Origin of the sequence: uncultured Citricoccus sp. (assembly GCF_937871995.1) — a bacterium.
Classification (GTDB): Bacteria; Actinomycetota; Actinomycetes; order Actinomycetales; family Micrococcaceae; genus Citricoccus.
The window spans coordinates 1-16640 of the sequence record NZ_CALMQR010000088.1 but is presented as its reverse complement, the minus strand read 5'-3'; the positions used below and the strand labels follow the sequence as shown (position 1 = coordinate 16640).

The 16640-nt window shown below is 71.5% G+C and carries 14 protein-coding genes; 3 read left to right on the top strand and 11 right to left on the bottom strand.

The features are described 5' to 3' along the window. Positions 1–63 precede the first annotated feature (63 nt). The gene (locus Q0283_RS10635) at positions 64–1959 is read right to left on the bottom strand and encodes an FAD-dependent monooxygenase (protein WP_298044551.1); all 1896 of its coding nucleotides are present in this window, start codon (positions 1957–1959) and stop codon (positions 64–66) included. 160 nt (positions 1960–2119) lie between these two features. On the opposite strand from Q0283_RS10635, the gene Q0283_RS10630 reads away from it, so the two are divergent. Continuing rightward, positions 2120–2905 carry an IclR family transcriptional regulator gene (locus Q0283_RS10630; protein WP_298044548.1) on the top strand — a complete coding sequence of 262 codons (786 nt, stop codon included), beginning with the start codon at positions 2120–2122 and terminating at the stop codon, positions 2903–2905. 169 nt (positions 2906–3074) lie between these two features. Here Q0283_RS10630 and Q0283_RS10625 read toward each other — a convergent pair whose 3' ends face one another. The 10 genes from Q0283_RS10625 to Q0283_RS10580 form a co-directional block, all read right to left on the bottom strand. After that, positions 3075–3944 (bottom strand): HpcH/HpaI aldolase/citrate lyase family protein, encoded by an 870-nt coding sequence (locus Q0283_RS10625; RefSeq protein WP_183529617.1) that lies wholly within the window; start codon positions 3942–3944, stop codon positions 3075–3077. Continuing rightward, complete coding sequence (locus Q0283_RS10620) at positions 3929–4714, bottom strand: 2-keto-4-pentenoate hydratase (protein WP_183529618.1); 786 nt, start codon at positions 4712–4714, stop codon at positions 3929–3931. The genes Q0283_RS10625 and Q0283_RS10620 overlap by 16 nt, the downstream gene beginning before the upstream one ends. Before the next feature lie 147 nt (positions 4715–4861). Next, positions 4862–5713, bottom strand: a complete 852-nt coding sequence (locus Q0283_RS10615; protein WP_183529619.1) for a LuxR C-terminal-related transcriptional regulator — start codon at positions 5711–5713, stop codon at positions 4862–4864. Positions 5714–5814: 101 nt separating this feature from the next. Next, entirely contained in the window at positions 5815–7269 is a 1455-nt protein-coding gene (locus Q0283_RS10610) for an MFS transporter (RefSeq protein WP_298044545.1), read from the bottom strand. Between the two features lie 155 nt (positions 7270–7424). Then, positions 7425–8591, bottom strand: coding sequence for a 3,4-dihydroxyphenylacetate 2,3-dioxygenase (hpaD, locus tag Q0283_RS10605; protein WP_183529620.1), 1167 nt, complete (start codon positions 8589–8591; stop codon positions 7425–7427). A gap of 59 nt (positions 8592–8650) precedes the next feature. Further along, complete coding sequence (gene hpaE / locus Q0283_RS10600) at positions 8651–10198, bottom strand: 5-carboxymethyl-2-hydroxymuconate semialdehyde dehydrogenase (RefSeq protein WP_183529621.1); 1548 nt, start codon at positions 10196–10198, stop codon at positions 8651–8653. Between the two features lie 43 nt (positions 10199–10241). Next, the gene (locus tag Q0283_RS10595) at positions 10242–10955 is read right to left on the bottom strand and encodes a GntR family transcriptional regulator (protein ID WP_298044544.1); all 714 of its coding nucleotides are present in this window, start codon (positions 10953–10955) and stop codon (positions 10242–10244) included. Beyond that, positions 10952–12544, bottom strand: coding sequence for a fumarylacetoacetate hydrolase family protein (locus tag Q0283_RS10590; RefSeq protein ID WP_183529622.1), 1593 nt, complete (start codon positions 12542–12544; stop codon positions 10952–10954). Before Q0283_RS10590 ends, Q0283_RS10595 begins: the two co-directional genes overlap by 4 nt. Positions 12545–12682: 138 nt before the next feature. Beyond that, entirely contained in the window at positions 12683–13279 is a 597-nt protein-coding gene (locus Q0283_RS10585; RefSeq protein ID WP_183529623.1) for a DedA family protein, read from the bottom strand. Positions 13280–13422: 143 nt separating this feature from the next. Then, positions 13423–15006: a SulP family inorganic anion transporter gene (locus Q0283_RS10580; RefSeq protein ID WP_183529624.1), complete on the bottom strand. Its 1584-nt coding sequence runs from the start codon at positions 15004–15006 to the stop codon at positions 13423–13425. A 154-nt stretch (positions 15007–15160) separates the two neighbouring features. Between Q0283_RS10580 and Q0283_RS10575 the strand changes: the two genes are divergently transcribed. After that, the gene (locus Q0283_RS10575) at positions 15161–15697 is read left to right on the top strand and encodes an SRPBCC family protein (RefSeq protein ID WP_183529626.1); all 537 of its coding nucleotides are present in this window, start codon (positions 15161–15163) and stop codon (positions 15695–15697) included. A gap of 11 nt (positions 15698–15708) precedes the next feature. Then, the coding region (locus Q0283_RS10570) for an alpha/beta fold hydrolase (protein ID WP_298044541.1) at positions 15709–16640 on the top strand (932 nt) is incomplete at its 3' end.

Below are 16640 nucleotides of genomic sequence, written 5' to 3'. Positions count from 1 at the left end.
CGACCGGTGCCGTGCGGGTGATGACGACCGGTCGTCACCGCCCGCACGGCACCGGGGGGACGGTCAGACGCCGTAGATGCCCTCGAAGAACGCCGCCAGCTCCTCCGTGGCGGACAGCGGGAGCACCTGGGCGACGTACTGGTCCGGGCGGACGACCACGACGACGCCGTCACGGCTCAGGCCGCGGGCCTCGAAGATGTCGTCCTCCGGGTCCACGCCGAACACCTTGTTGAGGTTGGAGACCTGGAACGTGCCCACCTTGGGGCGGAAGATCCCCGGGGCCTGCATCAGGTCCACCTCCTGGTGCGGCTGCTGGTAGACGGCGTAGACGTCGAACAGCGCGTCGAGGTCCTTGCCCGCCGGGGTGAACCGGTGCACCGGGGACTCGGCGGACTCCAGCCACTCGGCGAAGGAGCGCAGCGCCGAGTCCTGGGCCGAGGACACGGCGGCGTCGGCGAAGGCGTAGATCCGCCACCGGCCGTCCGCCACGTGCTGGTGCCCCAGGAACGTGGGGTTGGTGTCGCACACGCGCTTGACCGGATGGGCCTTGAAGCGCTTGCCCAGCGTGTAGCCGGTGGCCAGGTCCTGGTGGGTGGCGGCACCGGTGATTAGGCCCTGCGGGTACTCCGTCATGAACCCGGCCGGGAACTCGAAGGTCTTCTGGTAGAACTCCTCCAGGGCGTTGGGGTTCTCCAGTTCCTCCGGCTTGGCCGCCATCATCGAGGACCACTCGCGGTCGAAGTCGATGAGGTTCTGGGCGATCTGCTGCCGCTCCGCCGTGTAGGTGGTCAGCAGCTTCTCCGGCGCGATCCCGGAGACGACCTGGCCGAGCTTCCAGCCCAGGTTGAAGGCGTCCTGGATGGAGACGTTCATCCCCTGGCCGGCCTTGGCCGAGTGGGTGTGGCAGGCGTCCCCGGCGATGAAGACCCGCGGGGTGCGCGTGCCGGCCTCCTCGGTCGGCACGTCGTCGAAACGGTCGGTCACCCGGTGCCCGACCTCGTAGACGCTCCACCAGGCCACGTCCTTCACGTCCACGGTGTACGGCGTGACGATCTCGTTGGCGCGGCGGATGATCTCGTCCAGCGGGGTCTTGCGCACCGCGCCGGCGTCGCTCTGGTCCACCTCGCCCAGGTCCACGTACATGCGGAACAGGAAACCGCCCTCGCGCGGGATGTGCAGGATCGAGCCGTGCTTGGACTGGATGGCGCACTTGGTGCGGATGTCCGGGAAGTCCGTCTCGGCCAGCACGTCCATGACGCCCCAGGCGTGGTAGGACACCGCCCCGACGTGCTGGGCACCGATGTCCCGGCGGACCTTGGAGTGGGCCCCGTCGGCGCCGAGGACGTACTTGGCGCGCACCACGCGCTCCTCGCCCGGGGCCACCCCGGCCTCGGCGGTCTCGCCGGTGCGCTTCAGGGTCGCCGTCACGGGGTACTCACCCTCGCCGACCTCCAGCTTCACGAACTCCCAGCCGAAGTACGGCTCGGTGCGGGAGGGGGCGTGCCTGGCGAAGCGCGCGAAGTAGTCCAGCACGCGGGCCTGGTTGACGATCAGGTGGGGGAACTCGCTGACGCCGGCCGGGTCGTCGAGCTCGCGGGCCGTCCGGATGATGTTCTCCGGGTTGGCCGGGTCCGGCTTCCAGAAGTTCATCTCGGTGAGGTGGTAGGCCTCCGCGACGATCTCGTCGGCGAAGCCGAAGGCCTGGAAGGTCTCGACGCTGCGGGCCTGGATGCCGTCCGCCTGGCCGATCTCGAGGCGGTTGGGGCGGCGGTCGATGAGGCAGGTCATGACCTCGGGGAAGCTGGCGAGCTGGGCCGTGGCGGTCATGCCGGCCGGGCCGGAACCGACCACGAGGACGTCCATGGTCTCGGGCAGTTCGGGTGAGCGTTCGATGCCCACGCCGGCGGCGGGTTGCACGCGCGGATCGGTGGAGACGTATCCGTGGTGGTGGAACAGCATGGTGACTCCTGCGGTCGTGAAGGCGGGGAGAGAAGGGGTGTTCTATAATCGAACATACAGTTCTCATAGCGAACAACTATGCGAGATCATATACGGTAGGTGACGCCCCTCACAAGGCGGCGTGACCTGCTCCTCAGGACTCACCATGAAAGGGCCCCCGGTGACCGCACCTGCCCACGGATCCCCCGACACCCCGTCCGCGACGCGTCCGAGGAAGGGCGAGGACGCGTCCGGCGGCGCCCCGCACTCCCAGACCCTGTCCCGTGGGCTGCGCATGCTGGAACTGGTGGTCTCCGCCCCGGAACCGCCCACGATCGCCGAGGTCTCCGCCCAGCTCGGTGTCCACCGCTCGATCGCCTACCGGATCCTGCGCACGCTGGAGGACCACGGGCTGATCACGCGGGATGCCTCCGGACGGCTGATCGGCGCACCGGGGCTCGCCGTCCTGGCGCGCGGGGTGCAGCAGGACCTGCAGTCCGCCGCGCTGCCGGAGCTGACCACGCTGGCCAACGAACTGCAGATGAGCGCCTTCGTGGCGGTCTGGGGACAGGGCGAGTGCATCACCCTGGTGACGGTGGAGCCCTCCCACGGTCACGCCGTCACCCAGCGCCCCGGCACCCGCCACCCCCTCGACCGAGGAGCCCCGGGTCTGGCCGTGCAGGCGGGCATGGGGCCCGAGGAGCTCGCCGGACTGACCGGGGGCCTGCCCCCGCGCGTGGAGGTGGAGCAGGCCCGGCAGCGCGGTTATGCCGTCAGCAACGACGAGGTCCTGGACGGCGTCTCCTCCGTCGCCGTCCCCCTGCGCGTGGACGGGCACCTGCCGGCCGCCGTCGCGGTGGTGTACGCGACCCGCCAGCTGGACGTCGAGGCCCTGGGCAGGAAGCTCGCGCTCAGCGCGGAGCGGGTCGCCGGCCGGCTCGGACAGCGCCTGGCCACCGGCCACTGAATCCTGCGGCCACCGCGGTCCTCGCCGGGGACGACCGCGGTGCCCGGCACGGGTGAGGGGAGCCCAGCCGGACGGCCCACCGGGCCCGCCGGACGGCCCACCGGGCCCGGCGCACGGCCACCGGCCCGCCCGGGGTACCGGTCGGGCCGGGCGAGCCGATGAGGGCCTGTCAGTAGGATCCGCGCGGCGTCGAGGCCCTCGGCCCGGCCGCAGCGCCGCCCGGACCGGACTCCTGGCCCGGGTCCGGGCACCACGTGTCCGCGAGGGCCTCGGAGCCGCGGGCCAGGAGCGCGACGTCGGCGCCGACGTTCACGAAGTCGGCCCCGGCCTCCACGTAGTCCCGGGCGTGGGCCTCGACGAAGGCGTTGACGCCCACGATCTTCCCCGCGGCCTTCACCTCCGCGATGACCGTCTTGACGGCCGCCACGACGTCGGGATGCGCCTGCTGCCCGATCAGTCCCATGGTGGCGGACAGGTCGGAGGGGCCGATGAAGACCCCGTCGACGCCGTCCACGGCGGCGATCTCCGCCGCGTTCTCCACGGCGGTGGCCGACTCGACCTGGACGAGGAGGGTCACCTGCGCCCCGGCGTCCTGGAGGTATCCGGTGGTCCGGTTCCACCGGCCGGACCGGGCCAGGGCCGAACCGACCCCGCGCACCCCGCGCGGCGGGTAGTGCATGGCCCGCACGGCCGCCTGCGCGTCCTGGACCGTGTGGACCATGGGCACCAGCACGTTCTGGGCGCCCAGGTCCAGGACCTGCTTGATGACCACCTCGTCCAGGGCGGGGACCCGCACCAGCGCGAGCGTGCCCGTGCCGGCGATCACCCGCAGCTGGGACTGGATGGACTCCAGGGACAGCGGGGCGTGCTCGGCGTCGATGAGGAGGTAGTCCAGCCCGGCGCCCGCGCAGATCTCGGCGGCGGTGGCATCCCCCGAGGACAGGAACATCCCGGCCACGGGGCGCCCGCCGCGGTCCCGGACAGCCTCGGCGGTGAACAGGTCCCTCAGGCTCGGTTCAGTGGTCACGCGAATCGGCATGTCACCGTTCCCAGCGGTCCGTAGTCTGCGTACACGGTGTCCCCGGCGTAGACCCACATGGGCCGGGTGAAGGACCCGGCCAGGATGATCTCCCCGGCCTCGAGCACGTCCCCGTGCCCGGCGATCCGGTTGGCCAGCCAGTGCACCCCGTTGGCCGGGTGGTTCAGCACCCCGGCGGCCACGCCGGTCTCGATGATCTCCTCGTTGCGGGACAGGATGCCGGCGACCCAGCGCAGGTCCACGTCCCCCACGCCGACCGGGCGCCCGCCGAGCACCATGGAACCCAGGGCGGCGTTGTCCGAGATGGTGTCCGTGATGGTGCGGCCCTTCATCTCGATGCGGGAGTCCAGCACCTCCAGGGCGGGCACCACGTACTCGGTGGCGCGCAGCACGTCCATCAGGTTCAGCCCGGGGCCGCGCAGCTCGTCCTTGAGCACGAAGGCCAGCTCCATCTCGATGCGCGGGTGGGTGTACCTCGCCCACTCGTACACGTGGCCGGACTCGACCACCTGGTCATCGAAGATGACCCCGTAGTCCGGCTCGTCGATGCCGGTGGCCTCCTGCATGGCCTTGGAGGTCAGGCCGATCTTGTGGCCCACCTTGGTGCGGCCGGCCTCGGCCTGCCGCTCGGCCCAGATGCGCTGGACGGCGTACGAGTCCTCGATCTGCATCTCGGGGTAGCGCGCGGTGAGCAGCGGGACGGGCTGGCGGTCGATGCCGGCCCGGTGCAGTTCGTCGGCGATCTTCACATGGGTCTCATGGTCGAGCAAGCTGGCTCCTCCCAGGGGGGCCCGTGGCGTGCCGCCACGGGGTGGGCGTTGTGCCTCGATCGTATACGATAACGGCGCGATCTGCGTCACAGGTCGCGGCCCCTTCCGGGACCAGGCCGGGACGAGGCCGGGGTGGCGCCGGCAGGCTCAGGGCAGGATGCGCAACCGGCGCGCGGTGGCGACCGCCTCCACCCGGTTGTTGCAGTGCAGCTTCATCATCACCGAGCGCATGTAGCTCTTGACGGTCACCGGGCTGAGGGAGAGCCGCTCCCCGATCTCGGCGTAGCTGCAGCCGAGGGCCACCTGGGACATCACGTCCATCTCCCGGCGGGTCAGCGCGGGCACCTCGGCGGGCACCGTCCCCCGGCGCTCGAGGCGCTCCGCCACCGCGCGCACGGCGGCGACCAGGGTGGGATCGTGGCTGGAGTGGGCGATCGCGATGAGCTCGGAGTGCGCGGTGCGCACGGCCTCCTCGAGGTCCCGGGCGTCACCGGCCCCGGCGCTGTCCGCCAGCCCGATCATGGACACCCTGCGGTCGACCTCGTCCCGCACGCGCAGTTCCTGGGCGATCGCGCGGCCGGTGGACACCATGCCGTGGATCACCCGGTCCCCCACGGTGCCCGCCTGCCGCGTGGCGGCGTACAGCACGGCGCGCGGCCGCTGGCCCACCACCACGGGGATGGCCGCCATGGACGAGAGCCCCTCGGCGCTGACCACCTCGTCGAACTGGTGCGTGATGGACGGGGCGGTGACGTAGTCCTCGACGGTCAGCGGCCGGTCCCGGGCCATCGCCTCGCCACCCAGCCCCTGGCCCACGGGCACCTGCTGCCCGGCCAGGACCCTGGTCCTGGCGCCCCGCAGCTCGGAGATCTCCAGGCGGCCGTCGTGCACGATCCCGCCGAAGCACACGTCCGTGAGCGTCTCCTGGCGCATCCTGCGCAGCCACGCCCGGATGAGCTCCCGGTCATCAGGGCGCAGCAGTTCGACGGACGGGCTCAACACAGGCGGCTCTCCCCTCGTGTGTGATCCACAACACTTTAGCAAAACAAGGAAGCCACGGCCCGTGCTGCCGGGCCGTGGCTTCCTGGGGCTGACGCGGATCAGGCGGCGTTCACCGGCTCCGCGGTCGCCTCCTGGGCGCCGAGGTCGGACCCCTTGGTCTCGCGCAGCATGGCCAGGACCACCACGCTGATCACCGCGATGCCGGAGAGCATCAGGCCCACGGCCCCACCCCCGAAGGTCGCCATCAGGGTGGCCGCGGCCAGCGGCGGCAGGGCCCCGCCGAAGATCCCCGCCAGGCTGTAGGCCAGCCCGGCACCGGTGTAGCGGTACTCGGTCTGGAACAGCTCGGGCAGGAAGGACCCGGCGGCGCCGAAGCTCAGCCCGGCCACGACGAGCGTTCCGATCACGCCGAGGGTGAAGAACAGGAAGCTGCCCCCCTCCTCGGTCATCCCCGTGTTCAGCACCGGGAACATCACGAAGGACCAGACCAGGCCGGCCACGCCCGCCAGCAGCAGGGTGCCCCGGCGTCCGATGCGGTCGGAGAGGATTCCCGAGCCCACGGTGGCGATCGCGAAGAACACGGAGGTGATGACGCCGGTGGTCAGCACCTCGTTGCGCTCCAGCTGCAGCACGGTCGTGCCGTAGCTGGTGAGGAACGAGGTCCCGATGTAGAAGAAGGCGAACAGGGAGCTGAAGGCCAGCCCGCCCAACAGCATCTCCTTCCACTGCCGGCGCACGGACTCCCAGATCGGCAGGGTGCGGGGGGACGCGGGCGCCGCGTCCGGGCCGCCGGTCCGCACGTCCTCCGCCCGGGCCCTGGCCTCCGCAACGGCCTTGGCCTTGGCCGCCAGGAACACCGGGGTCTCCTCGATGCTCAGGCGGATCCACAGGCCGACGATCACCAGGGCGGCGCTGAGGACGAACGGCACGCGCCAGCCGATCTCCATGAACGCCCCGGAGGAGTCCCCGAGGGTGATGTTGGTGACGAGGAAGGTGCCACTGGCCAGGCCGAACGCGATCGCCGGGCCGAGCATCGGCAGGGAGGCGAAGTAGCCGCGCAGCTTCGGCGGGGCGTACTCGGCGGCCATCAGCGCGGCACCGGCCCACTCGCCGCCCACGGCGAACCCCTGCAGGAAGCGCAGGGTCACCAGCAGGATGGGGGCGACGACCGCGAAGGCCCCGAGGCTCGCCGGCGTCGGCAGCAGGCCGATCAGCACGGTGGCCACGCCCATGATCAGCAGGGTGGCCACGAGGGCCTTCTTGCGGCCGATCCGGTCCCCGAAGTGCCCGAAGATGACCGCGCCCACGGGCCGCGCGAAGAAGGCGACCGCGAAGGTGGCGAAGGAGGCCACCAGGCCGCCGGCCTCGCCCAGGGTGCCGAAGAAGAGGGTGGGGAACACCAGCGCCGCCGCGGTGCCGTAGATGAAGAAGTCGTAGTACTCGATGGTGGTGCCCACCGTGGTGGCGACGGCTACACGGCCCATCGGCGGCTTCTTGGCCGGCGCGGCGGCCTCGGTCAACGGCTGCTGCCGGTCATGGCTCATCAGGGTCATGGCCTCTCCTCAGTGCGGACGATCAATGTGATGCGCGCCACACTATGAGCCGAAAGGACCGCCCGTTACCTCCCGAAGGAGGTAACGGGCCCAGGCCACGACGCCGGCCGGTCCCCCACCGCGTGAGGTGCCGGCCGGCGTCGGGAGACGACGGGTCAGAGCTGGTTGCCGAGCTTGAAGCCCTTGGCGGCCTCGCCCTTCCAGGTGCCGGACTCGTCACCCTCGCGGGTGTAGGAGAACCCGTCCGCGCCGATGGTCACGTCCATCTCGGAGTCGTCGGTGCGGGCCACGACCTCCTTCGGGTTCCCGTCCAGGTCGAGCACGAGGGAGGCGTTGGTGTACCAGGACGGCACGACCGGGTTGCCCCAGAAGTCGCGGCGCTGGTTGTCGTGCACGTCCCAGGTGACGACCGGGTTGTCCGGGTCGCCGGTGTAGTAGTCCTGGGTGTAGATCTCGATCCGGTGGCCGTCCGGGTCCAGGATGTAGAGGTAGAAGGCGTTGGAGACGCCGTGGCGGCCGGGGCCGCGCTCGATCCGGTCGGAGATGCGCAGGGCGCCCATCTTGTCGCAGATCGCCAGGATGTTGTGCTTCTCATGGGTTGAGAACGCCACGTGGTGCATGCGCGGGCCGTCGCCGCCGGTCATGGCGGTGTCATGGACGGTGGGCTTGCGCCGCATCCAGGCCGCGTACACGGTGCCGGCCTCGTCCTGGATGTCCTCGGTGACGCGGAAGCCCAGGTCCTGCATGAACTTCGTGGCGCGCGGCACGTCCGGGGTGACCTGGTTGAAGTGGTCCAGGCGCACCAGCGCCCCCGGGGTGTAGAGGTCGTAGCGCCAGGCCAGGCGCTCGACGTGCTCGACGTCGTAGAAGAACTCGTACGGGAAGCCCAGCGGGTCCTCCACGCGCACCGAGTCGCCGATGCCCTTGGTGAAGCCCTCCGGGCGGCGCTCCACGCGGCAGCCGAGCTCCTCGTAGAAGGCCACGGCCTTGTCCAGCTCCTCGGGGCTGCGCACCCGGTAGGAGAAGGCGGCGACGGCGGCCACCGGGCCCTTGCGCAGCACCAGGTTGTGGTGGATGAACTCCTCGAGGGAGCGCAGGTAGATGGTCTCCTCGTCCTCCTCGGTCACGGTCAACCCGAGCACGTCCACGTAGAACTCACGGGACCTGGCCAGGTCGGTGACCACCAGCTCCATGTAGGCGCAGCGCAGGATGTCCGGCGCCGGGGCCTTCGGGGTGGGGATCGGGTTGTCGGAGTGGATGGGGGCCTCCTGGGAGACGTAGAAGCCCGAGGACGTCATCGTCCGGTCGTCGAGGTGGGTCATGACTGGTCCTTGCTGTGGAAGGGAATGCTGGAAGGAATGCGGGAGGGGGGTGGGGGCGGTCAGGCCTGGAGGTCCTCGGCGGCCTCTTCCTGGCGGCCGAAGACGGGGTTGTGGACCTCACCGAGGTTGATGTGCACGGCCTGCTGGTCCGTGTAGAAGTCGATGGACCGGTAACCGCCCTCATGGCCCAGACCGGAGGCCTTGACGCCGCCGAAGGGGGTGCGCAGGTCACGCACGTTGTTGGAGTTCAGCCACACCATCCCGGCCTCCACGTCCTGGGCGAAGTTGTGGGCGCGCTTGAGGTCGTTGGTCCAGATGTAGGCGGCCAGCCCGTACCTGGTGTTGTTGGCCAGGGCCAGGGCCTCCTCGTCCGTGTCGAACGGGGTGATGGCCACGACCGGGCCGAAGATCTCCTCCTGGAAGATCCGGGCGTCCGGGGCCACGTCCGCGAACACCGTGGGCTGGATGAAGTTGCCTTCGGGGAACGCCTCCGGACGCCCGCCACCGGCCGTCAGCCGGGCCTCGGACTTGCCGATCTCCACGTAGGACATGACCTTCTCGAAGTGCTCCGGGTGCACCAGGGCGCCCACCTCGGTGTACTCGTCGTGCGGCAGGCCGACCTTCACGCGCCGGGCCTGGGCGGAGTAGCGCTCGACGAACTCGTCGTAGATGCTCCGCTCGACCAGGATGCGGGAGCCGGCGGTGCAGCGCTCACCGTTGAGGGAGAAGACGCCGAAGATGGTCGCGTCGATGGCGGCGTCCAGGTCCGCGTCCGCGAAGACGACGGCCGGGGACTTGCCGCCGAGCTCCATGGAGAGCGCCTTGAGGTGGGGGGCGGCGTTGCCGAAGATGATCTGCCCGGTGCGGGACTCGCCGGTGAAGGAGATCAGCGGCACGTCCGGGTGCTTGACCAGGGAGTCACCGGCGAAGCCCTCCTCGCCGTAGCCGTGGACGATGTTGAACACGCCGGCCGGGACCCCGGCCTCCTCGAAGATGCCCGGCCACAGGGAGGCGGACAGCGGGGTGAACTCGGCGGGCTTGAGCACCACGGTGTTGCCGGTGGCCAGGGCCGGGCCCAGCTTCCAGGACTCGAGCATGAACGGGGTGTTCCACGGGGTGATGAGCCCGGCCACGCCGATCGGCTTGCGGTTGACGTAGTTGGCCTGGCGGCCCGGGACCTTGAAGGCGTCGTCGTGCTGGGCGACGATCAGGTCCGCGAAGAACCGGAAGTTCTCGGCCGCGCGCCGGGCCTGGCCCAGGGCCTGCTTGATCGGCAGGCCGGTGTCGAAGCACTCCATCTCGGCCAGGTCCTGGCCGCGGGACTCCACGATGTCCGCGACCTTGTGGAGGATGCGGGAGCGCTCGCGCGGCAGCATCGTGGGCCACGGGCCGTTCTCGAAGGCCTCCTTGGCGGCGGCGACGGCGGCGTCCACGTCCGCGACCTTGCCCGAGGCGGCCTTCAGGTAGGGCTGGTTGGTGACGGGGTTGAGCACCTCGAAGGTGTCGCCGTCGATCGAGTCGACGTGCTTGCCGTTGATGTAGTGCTGGATCTTCTCCGGCAGGTTCGCCGGGGCGAAGTCGGTGTTCGGGATGGCCTGGGTCGTCATCGTGGGGTCCTCTCGGTCGGACAGGTGGACGGCTGGGGTGGGTTCAGTGCTGGCCGGCGGACGCCATGGTGTCCATGTACGCCGCCAGGGTGTTGGCGCGGTGTTGCCGGGCGGCCGTCTCGATGTCCTGGAACGGGGCACCGGCGGCGATGAGGTCGAGCAGCTGGTCGTGCTCGGCCACGGACTGGGGTGCCCTGCCGGGCACGTGGGCGAAGGTCGAGGAGCGCAACGCGGTCAGGCGGTTCCAGCCGCGGTGCACGAGGTCGAGGATGTGCGGGTTCTGGTGGTGCTCGAACAGGGTGGAGTGGAACTCCTTGTTCAGGGCGGTGAACTCGACCGGGTCGAAGTCGTCCAGCAGGGCGCGCATCCGGGCGTTGATGTCCCGGGCCCGCTCCAGTTCCCCGGCGGTGACCAGCGGGGCGCACTGGGCCGTGGAGAAGCCCTCCACCAGCGCCAGCGTCTCCATGGTGTACCTGTACTCCTCGGGGTCGACGCCGACGACGGTCGCGCCCACGTTGCGCTCGTAGGAGACGAGGTCGTCGTGCTGGAGACGGCGGATCGCCTCCCGCACCGGCACCACGGACATCCCGAGCTCCTCGGCCAGTTGGGCCAGCACGAGCCGGCTGCCCGGGGCGAAGCGGCCCTGCTGGATGCCCTCGATCAGCGCCTGGTAGGCCCGGTCCGCCTTGGAGTGGCTCTCCGCGGGGGGCACGGTGTCCGGCGCCCCCGCCGGCGCGGCGCCCCGGAGGGTGCTCACCGGGACCGCTCCGCGTCCTGCGCGGCCCGGTACTCGGCGTAGCGCTGCTTCCACTCGGCGTTCGGCGGGAACAGCCCGTCCACCGGGTGGCCCTCGGCCACGCGGTCGAACACCCAGGCGTCCTGCAGCTCCTGCGCGTAGGCGTCCTCGACGACCTCATGCAGAAGTGCCGGCGGGATGACCACCACGCCGTCGTCGTCGCCGACGATGATGTCCCCGGACTGCACGGTGGTGCCGCCGCAGGCGATGGTGCCGCCCACCTCCCAGGGCACGTGCCGGCGGCCGAGCACGGCCGGGTGGACGCCACTGGAGTAGACCGGGATGTCCACCTCGGCGACGGCCGCGCTGTCCCGCACGCCGCCGTCGGTGATCACGGCGTTGGCGCCGCGCACCTTGGCGCGCAGGGCCAGCACGTCCCCGAGGGTGCCGGTGCCGGTCTCCCCGCGGGCCTCCATGACGACGACGTCGTCCTGCTCCACGGTGTCCATGGCCCGCTTCTGGGCGTTGAAGCCGCCGCCGAAGGCCTTGAACAGGTCCTCGCGGTTGGGGACGTAGCGCAGGGTCTTGGCGTAGCCCAGGATGCGCTGCCCGGGGTGCATGGGGCGCACGCCGTCGATCGTGGCGTTGTCGATGCCGCGCTTGCGCAACTGGGCGGTGATGGTGGCCACCGCGGTGGCGTTGATCGTGGCCTTCAGCTCCTCGGTGAGCAGTGAGCGGTCCGCCGTGGGCGCGGAGGGCACGTAGTGGAAGCCCTCCGATCCGGCCCCGGTGGCGCCCTCCGCCGCCGGGACCGGTGGCAGGCCGGCGGCCTCGCGGGAGCCCCAGGCCTCCTCCCGCTGGGTGTCGTCGACCTTCGGTCCGTGTCCGTAGGGCGCCATCGGGTGTTCCCCGGCCACCACGCGGGAGACGAGCCGTCCGGTGGAGGGCGCACCGGGCGCACCGGGGGCGTCCACCTCCACCTCGACGACGTCACCCGGCTGGGCGACCGAGGAACCGGCCGGGGTGCCGGTCAGGATGACGTCCCCGGCCTCCAGGGTCATCAGCTGGGACAGGTCCGCCACCAGCTGGCCGAAGGGGAAGACCAGGTCGGCGGTGGTGTCGTCCTGCACCAGCTCGCCGTTGACCCACGTGCGCACGCGCAGCCCGGCCGGATCGACGGCGGCGGCGGGGATGACCTCCGGGCCCAACGGGGTGTAGCCGTCTCCGGACTTGTTCTTGATGTTGGAGCCCTTGTCCGCGTGGCGCAGGTCGTACAGTCCCCAGTCGTTCGCGGCGGTGATCCCGGAGACCTTGGACCAGCCCTCCTCCGGGGAGACCCGGCGGCAGTCCTCGCCGATGACCAGGGCGATCTCGCCCTCGTAGGCCAGCAGCTCGGTGCCGGCGGGGCGTTCGATCTCGGCACCCGTGGTGGCGATGGAGGTGCCGGCCTTGAGGAAGTAACCGGGGAACTGCGGCGAGCGCCCGCGCTGGGCGATGCGCGAGGGGTAGTTCAGGTGCAGTGCGATGACCTTGCCCGGGCGGTGCCCACGGGTGGTGAAGTCCACGGGGCCGGTGGTCGGCACCGCCGTGCCCTCTGCGTTGTCTGCCATGGTGTGTTGCGCCTCCGCGGTCAGGGGGTGGTCTGCGTCGTGTGATCTGCGTCGCTCACCACAGATCGTATACGATTTTGCGCGGAGTGCAACCCTCGGGCCGGGCCGGGGCCCGGACCGGTGGGTCCTGCCGGGCGGTCAGGCCTCCGGCTGGAGGTACCAGGCCGCCGCGGCGCCGATCGCGCGGCCCAGGAGCAGCGAGAGCACGATCGCCACGAGGACGGTGAATTCCGTGGAGAGCCCGGGCAGCAGTCCGGACAGCGCGCCGATGCCCACGGAGTAGGCGGACCAGAGGATGCCCGCCCCCAGCGAGTAGAGCATGAAGGCACCCCAGGGGATGGGGGTGATGGCGCAGGCCACGTTCATGGTCAGCCGGCCCAGGGGGATGAAGCGCGAGGTCAGCACCCAGGAGACCGCGCCGTGGTCGAGGCGGTTCCGGGAGGCGTCCAGCGCCTTCCGTGCCCGGTCCCCGCGGAGCATGCGCCAGTTCGCCACGTCCCGTTGCCGCACCAGCCCGTAGGTCGCCGCGTCCCCGATCAGGGCGCCGGCCAGCATGGACACCACCAGCAGGAAGCCGTTGGGCACGTTCTCCGTGGCCGACAGCGCCCCGAGCGCGACGAAGACGGAGGTGCTCGGGACGGGCGGGAACAGCGCCGAGACGGCGACCAGCATCATCCCGAGCGGATAGACCCAGGCGGAGTCCGCAGCTCCGAGCACCTCCCGCACCGCGTCCATCGGTCCACCGGCCTCCGTCGTCGCTCGGGTGCCTGACGGCACGCCGGTCCCGACCGGGTGGCCCGGGCCACCCGGTCACCACCAGCATGCCGCCGGCCACCGGTGCGGACCAAGACCCGGAGGGAAGGAATCTGGCCGGCGGGTCAGTCCCCGGCGGCCAGCCGACCGCGCAGGCGTTCGCGCATGGCCGCGCTCGCCCGGTTCAGCCCGTTGACCTCCACGGCCTTGCCGTACCGCGCGTACTTGTCCGTGATCGCGTCCAGGCTGGCCACGGTGGAGGCGTCCCAGATGTGGGAGCGGGACAGGTCGATCACGACCCGCTCCGGGTCCTCGAGATACTCGAACTGGGTGTAGAGGTCGTTCGAGGAGGCCCAGAACAAGGCCCCGTCGACCGTGTAGGTGGCGGTCGCGCCGCCGTCGGGACCGTCCTGGACCGCCCGGTGCACGGTGACCACGTGGGCCACCCGGCGGGCGAAGAGCACCATGGCCGCCAGTACCCCCAGGCCCACCCCGACGGCCAGGTTCCCCGTGGCCACGGTCGAGACCACGGTGACGAGCATGACCGTGGTCTCGGACTTCGGCATGGCCCGCAGGGTGGAGGGCCGGATCGAGTGCCAGTCGAAGGCCGACCAGGCCACGAAGACCATCACGGCCACGAGCGCGGCCATGGGCACCACCGCCACGGCCTCCTCCAGCAGCACCGACAGCACCAGGACCATCACGCCGGCCGTGAGGGTGGACAACCGCGTCCGCGCCCCGGCGACCTTGACGTTCATCATCGTCTGCCCGATCACCGCGCAGCCGCCCATGCCCCCGAAGAGCCCGGCGAGGACGTTGGCCCCGCCCTGCCCCAGGGCCTCGCGGGTCTTGTCCGAGCGGGTGTCCGTGATGTCGTCCACCAGCTTGGCGGTCATGAGCGACTCGAGCAGCCCCACGACGGCCATGGCCAGCGCGTAGGGGGCGATCACCTCGAGCGTCTCCAGGGTGAGGGGGACGTCCGGGATGACCAGGGAGGGCAGGGCGTCCGGGAGTTCGCCCTTGTCCCCAACGGTCGGCACCGCCAGCTGCGTGGCGATCACCAGCACGGTCACGACGACGATCGAGACCAGCGGGGCCGGGACGGCGGTGGTGAGCCGGGGCAGGACGAAGATGAGGGCCAGCCCGATCGCCACCAGCACGTAGACGACCCACGGCACCCCGATCAGGTCCGGCAGCTGGGAGATGAAGACGAGGATGGCCAGGGCGTTCACGAAACCGGTCATCACGCTGCGCGGGATGAACCGCATCAGCCGCGCGACGCCGAGCAGGCCCAGCAGGACCTGGATGACCCCGGCCAGGACGGCCGTGGCCAGCAGGTACTGGACACCGTGGCTGGCCACCACCGGGGCGATCACGAGGGCCGTGGCCGCCGTGGCGGCGGAGATCATCGCCGGGCGCCCGCCGAGGAAGGCGATGGAGATGGCCATGACGGCGGTGGCGTACAGCCCTACCGTCGGGTCGACGCCGGCGATGAGCGAGAACGCGATGGCCTCCGGGATGAGGGCGAGCGCGACCACCAGCCCGGCGAGCACCTCGGTCTTCAGCCATCCCGGCCGCCGCAGCGTGGCCCACACCGACATCCGGTCCCCCGGGCGGGCCCCGGAGGGCCCCAGCGCCAGGTTCTGCCGGACCTCCGGATGGTTCGGTGCGGCGGGCTGTCCGGGGGACGTGGGCTTCTTGGATGACATGGCGGTGCCTCGGGGACGGTGCGGCGGTGGAGGTGACGGCCCCACCCTAGCCGGGGTGGTCCCGTCACCGGCGGCGTGCGCGCGCCGTCGGCGGGTGAGGGCGGCGTGCGAACACCGCGGGTGACGACAGCTCGGCCGTCCCTAGACTGGGGCCATGAGCGATCAGCCCGAGAGTGCATCAGGACGGACCAACCCGGAGACCGGCCTTCCGGTGTCCGCGCCCCAGGCCGCCTGGCCGGAACGGGTGGGCACCGGTCCCCGTCAGGTCAGCTACCGGATCACCGTGAACGCCCCCGCCACCGAGCTGTGGGCCCTGCTGGCCAATCCCCACCGGCACCACGAGGTGGACGGCTCGGAGTCGGTGCAGTACACCAGGACCGGGCCGACCCGGCTGGCGGTGGGTGACGAGTTCACGATGGCGATGCGCAAGTTCGGCCTGCCCTACACGATGAGGCTGGTGACCACCGCGTCGGACCAGGACCGCGTGGTGGAGTGGCAGCACCCGGGCGGTCACCGCTGGCGCTGGCAGTTCGAGGACCGGGGCGACGGCACCACCCTGGTCACCGAGACCTTCGACTACTCCTGGACGAGGCCGCTCGTGGCCAGGGCCTACGAACTGAGCCGGCGGCCGGCGGACAACGCGAACGGCATCCGGTCCTCGCTGACCCGGCTGGCCGGCCTGTACCTGTAGGGACGCCGGCCGTGGAGTCCACGCAGACCGGTTCCCTGATCTCCGCCGTCGCCGACGACGGCACTCCCCTCGCCGTCCAGGTCCTGGGCGCCGGTTCCGGCCCACCGGTCCTCGTCCTGCCGGGCGGGCCGTGCCGCTCGCCGGAGTACCTCGAGGACCTGGCCGGCCTGGCCGGGACCCGGACGCTGGCCGTCCTGCACCCGCGCGGGACGCCGGCCACCGGAAGCCTGTCCCGGGGCTGGTGGACGGACGCGGCCGACGTGGTGTCCGCGCTCGACGCCCTGGGCCTGGACCGGGCCGACCTGATCGCCCACTCCGCGGGGGCGCAGCTCGCGCTGGCCGCGGCCACCCGGTACCCGGGCCGCGTGCGTTCCCTCCTGCTCGTCACCCCGTCGCTGACCTGGCTCACCGACACCGAGCACGACGGCGCCGCGATCGCGGCCCGGCGCACGGAACCGGTGATCGGCCGGGCGATGGCCTCGCTGGCCGGACCCGCCCCGCGGGACGAGGCGCGGTTCCAGGCGGACTCACCGGTCCAGCGCCCCGCCGGCTACGCGCGGTGGACCCTGCGGGAGCAGGAGCATTCACCCCTCGGGTCGACCTCGCTCGCGGCCTCCGGTGCCTGGTCCCGGGACATCCCGGAGGACGCCGCGGACCGCGTCCGGCAGGCTGACCTGCCTCCCACGCTCGTCATCGGCGGCACGGAGGACATCCTCGTCGGCGATGCCCCGGTCCGTGCCGGCGCCCGCGTCCTGGGTGCCCGGCTGGAGATGATCGGGGACTGCGGCCACTATCCCTGGGTGGAGCAACCCGAGGCGTTCCGCGGGCTCGTGGACCCCTGGGTGGCGCAGGGCGTCCCCGGCCCACGCGTCGATCGACTCACGGACCGGCCCCGCCTGAGGCGGAGCCCCGCCGCCAGTCCTGACGGCCCGCACCGGGACGG

Excerpts from the sequence above, each read along its gene's own strand:
- Q0283_RS10635 (WP_298044551.1), bottom strand. The coding sequence starts at position 1,959 with ATGCTGTTCCACCACCACGGATACGTCTCCACCGATCCGCGCGTGCAA.
- Q0283_RS10625 (WP_183529617.1), bottom strand. The coding sequence starts at position 3,944 with ATGCCGATTCGCGTGACCACTGAACCGAGCCTGAGGGACCTGTTCACC.
- Q0283_RS10610 (WP_298044545.1), bottom strand. The coding sequence starts at position 7,269 with ATGACCCTGATGAGCCATGACCGGCAGCAGCCGTTGACCGAGGCCGCC.
- hpaD (WP_183529620.1), bottom strand. The coding sequence starts at position 8,591 with ATGACCCACCTCGACGACCGGACGATGACGTCCTCGGGCTTCTACGTC.
- hpaE (WP_183529621.1), bottom strand. The coding sequence starts at position 10,198 with ATGACGACCCAGGCCATCCCGAACACCGACTTCGCCCCGGCGAACCTG.
- Q0283_RS10590 (WP_183529622.1), bottom strand. The coding sequence starts at position 12,544 with ATGGCAGACAACGCAGAGGGCACGGCGGTGCCGACCACCGGCCCCGTG.
- Q0283_RS10585 (WP_183529623.1), bottom strand. The coding sequence starts at position 13,279 with ATGGACGCGGTGCGGGAGGTGCTCGGAGCTGCGGACTCCGCCTGGGTC.
- Q0283_RS10580 (WP_183529624.1), bottom strand. The coding sequence starts at position 15,006 with ATGTCATCCAAGAAGCCCACGTCCCCCGGACAGCCCGCCGCACCGAAC.
- Q0283_RS10575 (WP_183529626.1), top strand. The coding sequence starts at position 15,161 with ATGAGCGATCAGCCCGAGAGTGCATCAGGACGGACCAACCCGGAGACC.